This window comes from Pantoea sp. 9140 (assembly GCF_000745295.1).
GTDB classification, from domain to species: Bacteria; Pseudomonadota; Gammaproteobacteria; order Enterobacterales; family Enterobacteriaceae; genus Pantoea; species Pantoea vagans.
Map to the genome: position 1 here is coordinate 135,423 of NZ_JQNO01000003.1, position 12,809 is coordinate 148,231.

Below are 12,809 nucleotides of genomic sequence, written 5' to 3' on the forward strand. Positions count from 1 at the left end.
AGGTCAGGCGGGATGACGCCAGCGAGCCGCCGGGTGACGTTCGGGCAGGCGATCCTGCTGGAAAATTTTGTGGCGCAGTGAACCGGGTTGGTAAGCCGTTTTATATCGCCCGCGCTGCTGGAGTTCAGGTACAACTAAATCGATAAAGTCGCGATAACTCTGCGGGTTCAGAATGCGGGTCAGATTAAAGCCGTCAATGTCGCCTTCATCCATCCAGTGCAGCAGCGCGTCCGCGACCTGCGCGGGATTACCAATTATGAGTGGATAGCGACTGCCCATCGCATGCTGCTCCAGCAGGCGACGACGGGTCCAGCCGCTGTAGGCTTTACTGACCGATTCGATAGCCCGGGTCTCCCCGCTGTTAATGGGTTCGTCAAGCTCAAAGGCGGCCAGGTCGAGACCAATAGAACTGGAGAAATGGGCAATCCCCGCTTCCGGGCTGGCATATTCAAGATAACTGCGGTGTTTCTCCTGTGCTTCCCGCTCTGTCGGGGCGACGATGACGCCGACACCCATGAAGATGCGCAAATCATCTGCACGTCGACCTGCTTCAACTGCGGCCTGTCGCAGCCGCTGAGTCTGCTGGCGCATCGCTGCGGGTGTCGCTGCGTTAACAAAAGTGCATTCGGCATGACGCGCAGCAAACTGAATCCCGCGTGCAGAGGTGCCGGCCTGAAACAGTAACGGCGTACGCTGGGGTGACGGGCTGCTGAGGTGATAGCCTTCAACCTGATAAAATTCACCCTGATGCCTGACCGGATGAATTTTCGTGGCGTCTGCGTAAAGACGACTCGGGCGATCGACAACCAGCGCATCATCCTGCCAGCTTCCTTCCCATAGCTGATAACTGACATCGAGAAACTCATCCGCCTGTGCATAGCGCTCATCGTGTGCCAGCAGCTGTTTGTTTCCCATGGCACGGGCGGCGCTGTCCAGGTAGCCGGTGACGATGTTCCAGCCTATTCGTCCCTGAGTCAGATGGTCGAGTGTGGAAAGACGGCGGGCAAAAGGAAAAGGTGCTTCATAACTGAGATTCGCGGTCACGGCGAAGCCAAGATGCTGCGTGACGCCCGCCATAGCCGAAACCAGCATCAGCGGATCGTTAACTGGTAGCTGAATCGACTCACGGGCCGTTAGCGTAATACCCTGCTGATAAACGTCATAGACGCCCAGAATATCCGCAATAAAGAGTCCATCGAACAGTCCGCGTTCCAGCAGGCGCGCCAGATCAGTCCAGTAGGCCAGCGTATTGAACTCGGTTGAACGATCTTCCGGGTGCGTCCACATGCCGTGATGAATATGGCCGACACAATTCATGTTAAACGCGTTGAGCAGAACCAGTTTCTGAGTCATAGCGTGCCCCGGCGCGGTGGCAGTACGCCATTGAGCAGGTAATTCCCTATCGCGGGATATTTCCAGCGTACCGGATCGTGCAGGGTATGGGTGCGCGCGTTACGCCAGTGGCGATCAAGGTTATATTCACGCAGGCTGGCGCGTGAACCGCCCAGTTCAAACAGCAAATTAGCCGCTTCCAGTGAGACTTCTGTGGTCCAGGCACGCGCTCTGGCCACCTCCACCGAGGCCAGCGCCACCGTCGCGGCGTCAGACTGTTGTTGCGCGGCGTCGATGGCTGCGCCTGCTTCGGCTAACAGGGCGTCACCGGCGCTCAGTCGCGCCGCCAGACGTCCGGTGCGATCGAGCGTTAAGGGGTCATCAGTGGCACGCGTTACCCCGCTGTCGGGCCAGGGCCGGGCACGCTGGCGCAGAAAGTCGAGCATGTCGTTAAATGCGGCGCGTGCAATTCCCTGATCGATAGCGGCGTGCATAATCTGCGCAAAAGGGCCGACGGTCGTCGGCCGCTCAAATGCTGTCTGAAACGGCACCACATCTTCAGCATCCACCGTGACGTTTTCGAAGAGGACGCTGCCGCTGCCTGTGGTGCGCTGACCAAACCCGCTCCAGTCATCAATAACGGTCATACCCACCTGATGACGTGGCACAAATACCAGTTGCTCTTTATCCTCTTCATCGCGCGCAGCCGTGGGAATGCGGTCAGCAAACAGCGCACCGGTAGCGTAGAACTTGCTGCCGTTGAGAATATTACCCCGGATCTGTGTGGTGCGCTGATGTGCGGCGCGGGAGGAAAACTCTGCCAGCGCATTGCCCAGATGCACGCCTGTCAGGACTTCCCGATACAACCGTTGTTTTTGTGATTCACTGCCGTTAACGCGCAGCACTTCCAGCGCGTAGTAGTGATTTTGCGGAACCTGACCAATCGCTGCATCAGCCTCGCTAATCAGCGTGATCACAGAGACGAGTGTGGCGGTTGATACGGCAATGCCTCCATACGCCTGCGGCACGGTAATCCCCCCTAATCCTGATTGAAACAGGGTCTGCAGAGGGGAATGCGGCAGTTCACGTTCACGATCTCGCGCTGCGGCCCCCTCACGGAACTGCTGCGCCAGTTGCGCAGCCACTTCCAGCGCATGCTGCTCGCTGCGAATACGGGGAGCGTGCTGTTTGGGCTGAACCTGACTCATTCTTTCTCCTTAAATCCATGCATGACGCGCGGGGTAGATCGCATTGAGGTAGTAATTGCCGATAGCGTGTGTTTTCCAGCGCACCGGGTCGTGCAGCGTGTGAGTGCGCGCATTGCGCCAGTGGCGATCCAGCCCATGCTGCAGGAGCGTGGCGCGACTGCCGCCCCACTCCAACAGTTTTTCACTGGCACGCAGCGCGATGTCAGTGGTCAGCACTTTGGCTTCCGCTACGGCAATAGAGGCGGCTGCGCTGTTTTCTGCTGTCAGTGCCTGCTGATCGAGTGAATCAAGCACGTTTGCGGCCCGGCGCAGTAGGGCATTTGCGGCGCTCAGTTCAGTACTGATACGACCGATGTCAGCAAGGATGTAGGGATCTTCAGCGTTGCGCTCCACGCCTGCGTCCACCCAGGGGCGTGAGCTGCTGCGGACAAACTCCAGCGCATCGTCCAGCGCGCCCTGAGCGATACCGGCATCGATCGCCGCCTGAATCAGTTGCGAGACAGCACCGCGCAGGGTCGGTTTTTCTTCTGGCGGCAAGGGGATAAGCAATGCAGGATCTACGGCAACCCGATCAAGCCTTACTGTGCCGCTGGCCGTGGTACGCTGACCCATGCCTGACCAGTCATCAATAATCTCTACGCCGTTGGCAGGCAGCGGGATAAAAGCCATTGCAGGCTGGTCACTCTCCTGCAGAGCGGTGGTCACCAGAATGTCTGCGAACAATGCACCGGTAGAATAGAATTTCTCTCCGGTCAGACGGTGTTCCGGACCGTCACTGACCAGCCGTGCCTGAATGTCCCGCGTATGACGGGTGTTCTTCTCGGGGCCCCCATTGCCCAGCCGTTTGCCACTGACCACCGCCTGCAGCAATGTTGTCTGTTGTTGCGGGTTGCCTTCGCCAAGAATGAACTGAATCAGACCAAAGTGATTTTGCGGAATCTGGCCCAGAGAGGGATCGCTGGCTGAGATGATGCGGAATACCTCCGCCACTGTCTGAAAATCCAGTCCCCCACCACCAAAGTGGCGTGGAACACTGATGCTGCCCAGTCCGAGCCGGGTAAACCTGTCGAGAAGGTCGCGGGGGTAAAGTCGTTGCTGATCGCGTTCAATGGCACCAGGTTTCGCCTGTTCAGCCAGCGAATGGGCAGCCTGAATAGCCTGATCGCGTCGGGTAATGACGGCTGCCAGGCAAGTCTCGGGAGGATCTGAGATGAGTTTCATAGCGCTTCCGGAAAAAGAGACAGGCGTCAAAGCAGATTGGCTGATATTGAGCGCGTCACATTTATTTACGATGAAAGCGATAATAGGCAGTTGGTCAGAACGAAGTAAATAGCGTGGTTATTACAATATTCGCAAAGCTAATTCATAATATGGCTTTGGCTTTTTCAGGTATTTCTGGCTGAGGCAATAAAAATATTTTTTGACCATAAAAATTAGCCCCTGAAATATTCAGAGGCTGATTTTAAAAAGTCGGTACTAATGTGAAAGAATATTACTTGCTCACTGGCTCTGGCATAGCTGAAGAGTGATGGGTTGAGATTTTCCAGCCCTTGCCATCCCAGACGTAAGTGAAGGTATAACGTGCAGTGACGTGCGTATTATCTTTGAAGGTAAAGGTATAAACGCCGGCATCAATCGCTTTATTACAGCCAATCCGGATAGTGCGGGAATCAATTTTACCGCTCGGACCTTTTTTCAGGAAGTCTTTGAAATAGTCAATGCGTTCCTGGTCTGTCAGGCGCACATGGTTTGAAATAGTTGGCAGCAGCACGGCATCGCTGACATATAACTCAGAGACTTTAGTCGCATCGCCGGTTGCCAGCGTATTATTCCAGGTATCAAACAGGCTGGCTACATCCTGTTCAGACGCTTTGACACAGCTAACCGGCTGTTGTGCCAGTGTAATAGCCGGCGCGCAGGAAAGACCTAAAAGACACAGCGATAATAAACTTTTCTTCATGAAAAAATCCTCTTTTTACCCTGATGAATGCCGGTGTTACTTCAGACGCCGGCATAAAAATGCGCATAATTGATTAGTTCTCAATGACCCCAATATCATCTTATTCATTATTAATCTGCTTCGGTCAGTTCATTAACTGTCCGTCTTATTTTGATTAAAAGCGGATAAAAGGGTGTCACTGCTTCCCATATTCAGGAGTGCAGGATAGCGGCTTGTCATTGCTGGGTGATATTTAAATCTTTAAAATATTAATATTTAGTTTTTTATTCTGACAAATGCTTTCAGAACACTTTTTGATAGTAGGAATGTGGGGTTATCAGTTCGTGACAATAAAGATAATGGTGGGAAAATCTGCTCAACTTACAGGCTAACGATAAATAATGGTCATGCTCGTCCGGAACGTGAATATCATTTGGGATCTTTTCTGGTTTATTTTCAGGCGAGCTTCGTGTTCGATTATTTATGAGCCATTGAAAAGCGTCTTATCAATTCAATTCACCATTGCCATTATTTAAGTGAGTAATTTTATTAAGCTGAAGTTGAGAAGGGTTATTCAGACTTCTGGTTCAAATCTCATGCTCTGCACAGCCTGTGTCCTTATGCTAACGCAACCGGTAAATGCGTGGTCAGGATGACAGCCTACCCCACACGATTCTGCGCCAGACTGGTCGGCAAAGATCCTGAAGAAAGGCTACAGATTTATAACTTCGTATAATTGTTCTTATACGAAGTCATGACACAGGAAAATTGACGGGTTATGATAATGGGCAGCAAAGGTAAGGCTGCAAAATGGCAACGCTACGTAAATTCTGACCGGTAATCCCCCTGCTGAATTCTCAGAATTCACGTAGCGCGATCATCGCGTTTTCTGATTAATAAGCGAGCAAAGATGAGTGAGATAGTGCCGTTAACCCGTCTGACGGTGATCCGGAACAGTGATATCACCGAACGGCTCAGACAGTTCGTCCAGGACAAAGAGGCTTTTTCCCCCAATACCTGGCGACAGCTGCTTAGCGTCATGCGAATCTGCAATCAGTGGTCAGAAGATAACCAGCGTACATTTCTGCCGATGAGCGCAGAGGATTTGCGGGACTATCTCTCTTTTCTGGCTGAAAGCGGACGGGCTTCTTCGACCGTCACGTCCCATGCAGCGTTGATTTCGATGTTACACCGTAACGCCGGCTTGCCTGTGCCGAATGGTTCTCCGCTGGTTTTCCGTACCATGAAGAAGATTAACCGGGTTGCCGTTGTGAATGGCGAGCGTGCAGGCCAGGCCGTGCCCTTCAGGCTGACAGACCTGATGGTGCTGGATAAACAGTGGTCAGGTTCTGACAATCTCCAGGTGCTTCGTGATCTGGCTTTTTTGCATGTCGCCTATGCAACGCTACTGCGTATCAGTGAACTGTCACGGTTGCGGGTGCGTGATGTGATGCGTGCCGGTGATGGTCGTATCATTCTGGATGTGGCGTGGACAAAAACCCTTGTGCAGACTGGCGGATTGATCAAGGCGCTCAGCGCTCATTCAACCTGGCGACTTGAAGAGTGGATCGAGGCGTCCGGCCTTTCCAGTCAGCCTGATGCCTGGCTGTTCAATGCAGTACACCGCTCAGGCCGGGTGCTGATTACAGAAAAACCGATGAGTACCCGGGCACTGGAACAGATTTTTAATCGAGCCTGGCGAACGGCTGGAAAAGGCAGTGCAATAAAGGCTAACAAGAATCGCTATACCGGCTGGAGTGGCCACAGTGCCAGGGTGGGCGCAGCTCAGGATATGGCAGATAAAGGCTATCCTGTCGCCCGCATCATGCAGGAAGGCACCTGGAAAAAACCGGAGACACTAATGCGTTATATCCGTCATGTGGATGCGCATAAAGGCGCTATGGTGGAGTTCATGGAACAATATGCGGAACCCGATATTCCCGGCTGATGGCTTCATAAAGCGCGATTTTTGTCGGTTTTCAGGCCAGAGTTATCCACAGAAAAAGTGGACAGCCTGTGTGTAAGCCGGTACGGATTATCGCTGCTGTAAGTCTGTGCCGGGTTCAGGTGGCTGATTTCATTGCTTTCTTGGTGCTGCCATACCACCTGCTGCGAATCTGTCTCTGTGGCAGCCGCTGCCAGTTTAAAAGGAATGGCCGAAACGCGCGGTGTGCCAGGCGAGATTAACCAACACCCTTCACTGATGTTTCTGATCGATCACTGTCAGTTACAGGACGATCGCGTAACTATCCGCAGCGTCGCTGATAAATCAGCATCGCAACGGATAGCATCGGTGCTTATCGTTACTGCGCGAAGCCTTTCTGTTTATCACAGCTTCCGTGGCAGCCGCGACAACCCCTATTTTCCTCTGTGAGCATAACCGGTATTGCCTGCACCCTGTTTCCCGCTTTACGCAGTGTCAGCAGGATGATTCCATTCAGCACCAGCACACTTATCAGGCAGACTGCACTGAATGCAGGATGCTCGTTAAACGTGACGGTCTGATAAAAGAGTGTCGCCATGGTATAGGCGATATTAAGCCCCCATAAGAATGAGAACATCATCCATTTTTTCCCGGCCTCTCGCGCGATCGCACCCATGACTGAGACACAGGGAACGTAGAGCAGGACAAAGATTAAGTAGCTGTAAGCGGCAAAGCCGCTGCCAAACTTGGCTGACATCACGCCCATCGAACCGGATGCCATCTCACCATCGCCTTTACTGGCATCGATGGGATGGGCCAGCGCATCAATTCTGAATGCAGCCGTCAGGCCCGCCCAGGTCTCTGTCAGCGCCTCTTTCAATTCGTCCGCCAGGTTAAAAGCCTGCGGATCAAATACGCTGCTCTGAATCGCCTCCGTGGTGTAAAGGCTGTTAAGCGTACCGACCACGACCTCTTTTGCCATAATGCCGCTCACCAGCCCCACTGTCGCCTGCCAGTTATCCTGCGTCACTCCGATTGGCAGAAGCACAGGCGTGATGGCTTTACTGGTCGCCGCCAGCGCTGAGTGGTTTATGTCATCAACCAGCTGGCCATTGAATGCAAAGCTGCTCAGCACACCAATCAGCATACTTACCAGGATGATGACCTGACCGGCACGCACTACAAACATTTTCAGCCGTTGCCAGGTCTGCAGCAGCAGGCTTTTAAGATGAGGCCGGTGATAGACCGGCAACTCCATGATAAAAGACGAAGCTTCGCCACCCAGCAGGGTATGTTTGAGCACCAGTCCGGTCGCAATCGCCACTACAATGCCCAGCAGATAGAGGGAGAATACCAGGCTGGAACTGTGAGCATCGAAGAATGCCGCAGCGAACACCGCGAAGATTGCCAGCCGCGCGCCGCAGGACATAAAGGGCGCAATCAGTACTGTAAGCAGACGCTCACGCGGCGTGTCCAGCGTCCTTGTACCCATCACCGCCGGCACATTACAGCCAAAGCCGACAATCAGCGGCACAAAAGATTTTCCCGGCAGGCCCAGTGACTGCATCAGCCGATCCATCACAAAGGCGGCGCGCGCCATATAACCTGAATCCTCAAGGAAAGAGAGGAACAGGAACATCAGGCCAATCTGTGGAATGATTGGCAGCACGGTATTGATGCCGGCGCCGAGACCCTGCGCCAGAAACACCGTCAGCCAGGCTGGGAAGTGACAGACATATCCCAGCCATTGTGCGCCATGAATGAATATCGCCACCGAACTGCCGTCGAACAGTGGCTGAAGTGCGGCTCCGATGTTAATTGAGAGCACAAACATTACATACATCACTGCCAGAAATATCGGAATACCCAGCCAGCGGTCCAGCACAATGTTATCAATCTGGCGGGTAAGACTGGCCGGGATGGCCTGATGAATGTTACTGACGGCTGCGCAGACCGCGTTAATGGCACGATAGCGATAATCGGCAATCTGTACGCCCGTGTCGCCACCCGCCCGCTGCATAATCTCAGGCAGGTATGGAAGCAGTTCCGGGCAAAGTTTCTGACAGTTGATATCGCCTTCAAGCAACTGCAATGCCAGCCAGTATCTTTTCTGCGGAGCCAGCGTCGCGGACATCTGCAGGCTGAGCTGCTCAATCGCAGCTTCAATCGCGGCCGGATATTGCACCCTTTCCGGAGCGCGATAAATATGCGGTTGGTCAATCAGTGCTTTTAGCTGAGCGATACCGTCGCCTTTGGTTGAGGTCAGTGAAACCACCGGACATCCCAGGCGGGCTGACAGCGCTGCGGCATCAATAGTGATGTTCTGGCTTGCGGCAATATCCTGCATGTTCAGGGCGATAATACAGGGTACGCCGAGCTCAAGCAGCTGAAAGGTCAGGAACAGATTACTTTCCAGACTGGAGGCATCGACGACGTTAATCACCACATCGGCGTGATCCTGATAGAGATACTGACAGGCGATGCTCTCATCAATCGAGCTTTCAGCGGATAGCGTAGTCAGAGAGCGAGTGCCAGGCAGGTCGATGAGCCGGACGTCAGACTGTGCAGTGAAGAACTGGCCCTCTTTACGTTCAACCGTGACGCCAGCCCAGTTACCGACCCGCTGGCGGGCACCGGTCAGCTGATTAAACAGCGTGGTTTTGCCGGTGTTGGGATTGCCTATCAACCCGATGGTGATCTTTTTCATCAGACGATCTCCTCCAGAATGATGTCGGCCAGATCACGCTGTCGCACCGCCAGGCTGACACGGCGGGTACGAATCTGAACCGGATCGCCCATAGGTGCCACGCGAATAACCTCCACCACTGCCCCAGGCAGCATGCCCATTGTCAGTAATTTCTGCCGCCAGGCGGAATTTACCGATGGCTGATAACCAAGAATCCGGTAAGTGCTACCCATGTTAATTGCCATACGACGCTCTGCCTCTGATAAAGAAGCTATCATTTTATAAATGATAAGCGTTTCGGTTTTTGATCTGGGATCGCACAGGCAGGTGAAAACCGCTGTTATTGTCAACAACAGCTCAACAGGCAGTTAACTCGTGGATTACCGGAGAGGGTTCAGAAGTCCGTCTTTGTCTTGTACCCGGGTGAGAGCAATATTTTCACCATCTGACGCCTCGCCTGCCGGTGTGTTCATTCGATACGAGCTCAGACGAAAAGCGAGCTGGTCAGCAGAAGGGATGTCATTCTGTTTTAGTGTTTATAAAGCCCGTAACAGAATAGCTTTTTAGTTACATCATTCAATTAAGCTAAAACAACAATTACGGCCCTTTGGGCCGTGCGGGGCGGCTTGCCAATGAGCACTCGGATTTTCAGAACAGCTCGGTTAGTTTTGACTAAAACGCGCATACTTCACAGGAAAACCGGCGATTCAGCTGACAGCATAGAAGTGTGTTGTAACTAATATATAATTTTTCCAGAACTGACTCTGCACCAGCTTTCTTAAGCCGTGAATCCACTGTCTAATCCGGTGTTAAGCCTTGAAGATTTTGTCATCGCTATCTTGCCGGGCAGGTTCCGTAGATATTTATCGCTTACCTTAGAATATCCGCCTGGGAATGTGCATTATAGAAAAGACAGTGACGCGGCTTCAGGTCACTGCCATATCAGTGGTAAATACAGGTTACTTCATGACACGAACAGTTTTCACATCAATTTCAACGCTGTTCCAGTCTTTGTCGACTTCGCCTTCAATGCGCACTTTGTCAGCGGGTGACAATGATTGTCCCATCCAGCGCTTATCGTCGATATCGACATAAATTGTTCCGGTACTATCTTTAAATTCGTAAAGCTCATGCCCAACCTGTCTGATGATATTGCCTTCCAGAACAACCCATGCATCATCCCGCAGTGTTTTAGCCTGGGCGACTGAAACAACACCCGGTGTCGGGCCTTTAAAACCACCCTGTGAAGAACCCTGCCCTGCCGGATTAATAAATCCTTCCTGCGCAGAAACACCCAGACTCATACCTGCTAATAACACCGCTAATATAATCTTTTTCATATTTTTATCTCCGTTAAATTTCCAGGGTAATTTACATCGCAGATCTTAACGGGATCTTAAGAAGCTTTATTGTCTGCACGTGTTTTGAAAATATCACCAGTAATGTGAGCACACTATAAAACTATCAAAGTGGCAACCAAAGTTAAATTAATGTTGCTTTCAAAAAATAGCCATCAAAAAACATTTTAACGAACTCGCTGTGATTAACACCTTATGCAATATGACAATGTCTATAATTAATCCATTCATCCTTCCGCACAAATTACTTAGCCCGCCTGCATATTAGCGGCTATCCTTTGCTGGCATAGATATGTCCCAGTATTAATTTATTCTGTATCGCAGCTTTGCTCATGAAGTATTTTGTACTACTTATAACCACTCTTTTGAGTGGTTTTTTTATGCCTCATGGACGGCGGTGTAAAGCAACTGCAGTACACCACCTAATCAGTTTTTCATAACCTTTCCACCCAAAGGTACAGGTAACAGAAGCCGTGAATGGCGTCAGGACCTGCCTGCATAAGCAGAATATTAAAGAGTTAATCGCCATGTATCGCATTGCGACGCTTATCAACAACGTGGTTGTAAGCGCCTGCCAGTGATACAGGCAGCGATGAATGCAATTTTCTCAGGCTCACAGTGTAAGCCTGAGAATTAACGGATCTTAGTTCAGTCTCTGAGCATCAGCCTCAGCTTCTTTTAACTCCATTTTTTCAGATTCAAGCTTCAGCTTCTTCTCGTCTACCCTTGTAGTTTTTTTCCTGATCTTATCGCTGCGGCCATCCGCTTCGGCTTCAGCCAGCTCCTGCTGAGCTTTCTGAAGTTCAAGTTCTGCCTTTTTGACCTTCATCTCGCGTTTACTGACCTCATGAGAGGCACGCGTTGCCTGACGTTCATCAGTGCAATAGGTCTCAATTTTGTCGCGGACAATATCGAGTCGTGCTGATTCAGCGCTATTCCCCTGGCTTTTGGCCACCTCAATTTTTGCTGAAATATCTGCCAGCTGATCTTTGCAGGAATCAGTTGCAGCAAATACTGTTAATGGTGACGTGATAAACAATAAAGCAACAACTGCTTTTTTCATAGCCATATTAAATCCTTGTTAAAACAGACTAATCAGAGTGATATTGCCGGTTTACTATAGCGAAGCGATCCAAAGCCACAACATATAATTTGAAACATGAAATTATCACGTCATCAGGGAGTCGTTGTTAAATTGCGGTTTAAATCTCAATAACTTCAGCGGAAATGGCATCATTAAAAATCCAGCATTGCAGCGCAGCTTTTTAATGCCTTAACCTTTCAAATAACGAGAAAAATTTTAACAATCCCCTGAGTATCCTGTGAAAATGATCCAGATCATTTTTTTACGCATTCGGCGCGGGACTCCCTGATTGTTATCATATCGTTTAACAAACACAGCTAATAATGCCGCATCTTCTTAAAGAACAACGACTGGAAAGTAAAATGACCTCTTTCAAACATGGCAGAAAATTCGCCAATGCTTTCGTGATGATGGCTGCAGTTATGTCCATTTCCGCCTGCTCTGGCAATTATATCATCTCGACCAATGACGGCCACATGATAACGACGCAGGGTAAACCCGTCAGAGATAAAGAAACCGGCATGCTCTCCTATAAAGATGCAGACGGAAACATACATCAGTTGCAGCAGCGCGATGTTAAAGAAATGGTGCAAAAGTAAATCCTTTTAAGCAACGATCCTGATTAATTTCCTGAAAATCTCCTGATGTGGAAGAAATAAGCAATGAAAATTTCCTTAATTAGCCTTGGCTTACTGCTGTGTATCTCTTCATCTGCAATGGCCATTGGCCTGAATGCTGAACAAGGTAAAAACACCTCTGCACTGGATGCTGAAATTGGCCGTTCATCCGGCGGACTCTATCTGGACAGCCAGTGGATCAAAAATACGGCAGATGGTGTGCAGATTGGTCAGGCGGGTACCGGTTATAACCTGGAAATCGGTCCTGTGATGCTGACCGCTGGCGTGAAAGCGACTTATATCGGTGGCAAAAAAGGGGATAACGGCGTCGCATTTCCTGTCGGCGGCAGTGTGAAACTCAATCTGCCTGCCGATTTTGCGATTTATGGTGAAGGGTATTCCGCGCCGGAACAGCTGACCAACAGCGTTAAGAATTTTGTGGAAGCAAACGCCGGCGTCAGCTGGTCACCTCTGGGTCCGCTGGTTTTAAAAGTGGGCTACCGTTACGCGGGTGTCGACGGTAAAGATGGACGTCCGGGTCATACGCTGATCGATGGTCCCTACATCGGTGGCGGTCTGACATTTTAATGTCAGCTAAAAATTTCTTTTTGGCTGGTGAGGAAGCCTATTCAGATAATCAGACTGGCCTCTTTACTGAACA

At 50.9% G+C, this 12,809-nt stretch carries 11 protein-coding genes; 3 read left to right on the forward strand and 8 right to left on the reverse strand.

The features are described from left to right. Positions 1-3 precede the first annotated feature (3 nt). From FA92_RS22155 to FA92_RS22170, 4 genes are all read right to left on the reverse strand, one after another. Positions 4-1,353, reverse strand: coding sequence for an LLM class flavin-dependent oxidoreductase (locus FA92_RS22155; protein WP_033785282.1), 1,350 nt, complete (start codon positions 1,351-1,353; stop codon positions 4-6). Further along, the gene (locus tag FA92_RS22160; RefSeq protein WP_033785283.1) at positions 1,350-2,540 is read right to left on the reverse strand and encodes an SfnB family sulfur acquisition oxidoreductase; all 1,191 of its coding nucleotides are present in this window, start codon (positions 2,538-2,540) and stop codon (positions 1,350-1,352) included. Before FA92_RS22160 ends, FA92_RS22155 begins: the two co-directional genes overlap by 4 nt. 9 nt (positions 2,541-2,549) lie before the next feature. Further along, entirely contained in the window at positions 2,550-3,761 is a 1,212-nt protein-coding gene (locus FA92_RS22165; RefSeq protein WP_033785284.1) for an SfnB family sulfur acquisition oxidoreductase, read from the reverse strand. 271 nt (positions 3,762-4,032) lie between these two features. After that, complete coding sequence (locus FA92_RS22170; RefSeq protein ID WP_033785285.1) at positions 4,033-4,500, reverse strand: SgcJ/EcaC family oxidoreductase; 468 nt, start codon at positions 4,498-4,500, stop codon at positions 4,033-4,035. A gap of 889 nt (positions 4,501-5,389) precedes the next feature. Between FA92_RS22170 and FA92_RS22175 the strand changes: the two genes are divergently transcribed. Continuing rightward, entirely contained in the window at positions 5,390-6,427 is a 1,038-nt protein-coding gene (locus tag FA92_RS22175; RefSeq protein ID WP_033785286.1) for a tyrosine-type recombinase/integrase, read from the forward strand. Between the two features lie 355 nt (positions 6,428-6,782). On the opposite strand, the gene feoB is transcribed toward FA92_RS22175, so the two are convergent. The 4 genes from feoB to FA92_RS22920 form a co-directional block, all read right to left on the reverse strand. Beyond that, positions 6,783-9,110: a Fe(2+) transporter permease subunit FeoB gene (feoB, locus tag FA92_RS22180; protein WP_033785287.1), complete on the reverse strand. Its 2,328-nt coding sequence runs from the start codon at positions 9,108-9,110 to the stop codon at positions 6,783-6,785. Continuing rightward, the gene (locus tag FA92_RS22185; protein ID WP_013356535.1) at positions 9,110-9,334 is read right to left on the reverse strand and encodes a FeoA domain-containing protein; all 225 of its coding nucleotides are present in this window, start codon (positions 9,332-9,334) and stop codon (positions 9,110-9,112) included. Before FA92_RS22185 ends, feoB begins: the two co-directional genes overlap by 1 nt. A gap of 714 nt (positions 9,335-10,048) precedes the next feature. Beyond that, a complete protein-coding gene (locus FA92_RS22190) occupies positions 10,049-10,429 on the reverse strand; it encodes a YgiW/YdeI family stress tolerance OB fold protein (protein WP_033785288.1) in 381 nt (126 codons plus the stop codon). Positions 10,430-11,090: 661 nt separating this feature from the next. Then, positions 11,091-11,516: a DUF1090 family protein gene (locus FA92_RS22920; protein ID WP_081917244.1), complete on the reverse strand. Its 426-nt coding sequence runs from the start codon at positions 11,514-11,516 to the stop codon at positions 11,091-11,093. Positions 11,517-11,893: 377 nt separating this feature from the next. On the opposite strand from FA92_RS22920, the gene FA92_RS22200 reads away from it, so the two are divergent. Continuing rightward, entirely contained in the window at positions 11,894-12,130 is a 237-nt protein-coding gene (locus FA92_RS22200) for a YgdI/YgdR family lipoprotein (RefSeq protein ID WP_081917246.1), read from the forward strand. A gap of 63 nt (positions 12,131-12,193) precedes the next feature. Next, a complete protein-coding gene (locus FA92_RS22205; RefSeq protein ID WP_033785289.1) occupies positions 12,194-12,736 on the forward strand; it encodes a YfaZ family outer membrane protein in 543 nt (180 codons plus the stop codon). Positions 12,737-12,809 lie beyond the last annotated feature (73 nt).

What these genes read in the sequence shown, in the direction of transcription:
- FA92_RS22190 (WP_033785288.1), bottom strand. Translation starts at nt 10,429, where the DNA reads ATGAAAAAGATTATATTAGCGGTGTTATTAGCAGGTATGAGTCTGGGT.
- FA92_RS22175 (WP_033785286.1), top strand. Translation starts at nt 5,390, where the DNA reads ATGAGTGAGATAGTGCCGTTAACCCGTCTGACGGTGATCCGGAACAGT.
- FA92_RS22920 (WP_081917244.1), bottom strand. Translation starts at nt 11,516, where the DNA reads ATGGCTATGAAAAAAGCAGTTGTTGCTTTATTGTTTATCACGTCACCA.
- FA92_RS22205 (WP_033785289.1), top strand. Translation starts at nt 12,194, where the DNA reads ATGAAAATTTCCTTAATTAGCCTTGGCTTACTGCTGTGTATCTCTTCA.
- FA92_RS22170 (WP_033785285.1), bottom strand. Translation starts at nt 4,500, where the DNA reads ATGAAGAAAAGTTTATTATCGCTGTGTCTTTTAGGTCTTTCCTGCGCG.
- FA92_RS22155 (WP_033785282.1), bottom strand. Translation starts at nt 1,353, where the DNA reads ATGACTCAGAAACTGGTTCTGCTCAACGCGTTTAACATGAATTGTGTC.
- FA92_RS22185 (WP_013356535.1), bottom strand. Translation starts at nt 9,334, where the DNA reads ATGGCAATTAACATGGGTAGCACTTACCGGATTCTTGGTTATCAGCCA.
- feoB (WP_033785287.1), bottom strand. Translation starts at nt 9,110, where the DNA reads ATGAAAAAGATCACCATCGGGTTGATAGGCAATCCCAACACCGGCAAA.
- FA92_RS22200 (WP_081917246.1), top strand. Translation starts at nt 11,894, where the DNA reads ATGACCTCTTTCAAACATGGCAGAAAATTCGCCAATGCTTTCGTGATG.
- FA92_RS22160 (WP_033785283.1), bottom strand. Translation starts at nt 2,540, where the DNA reads ATGAGTCAGGTTCAGCCCAAACAGCACGCTCCCCGTATTCGCAGCGAG.
- FA92_RS22165 (WP_033785284.1), bottom strand. Translation starts at nt 3,761, where the DNA reads ATGAAACTCATCTCAGATCCTCCCGAGACTTGCCTGGCAGCCGTCATT.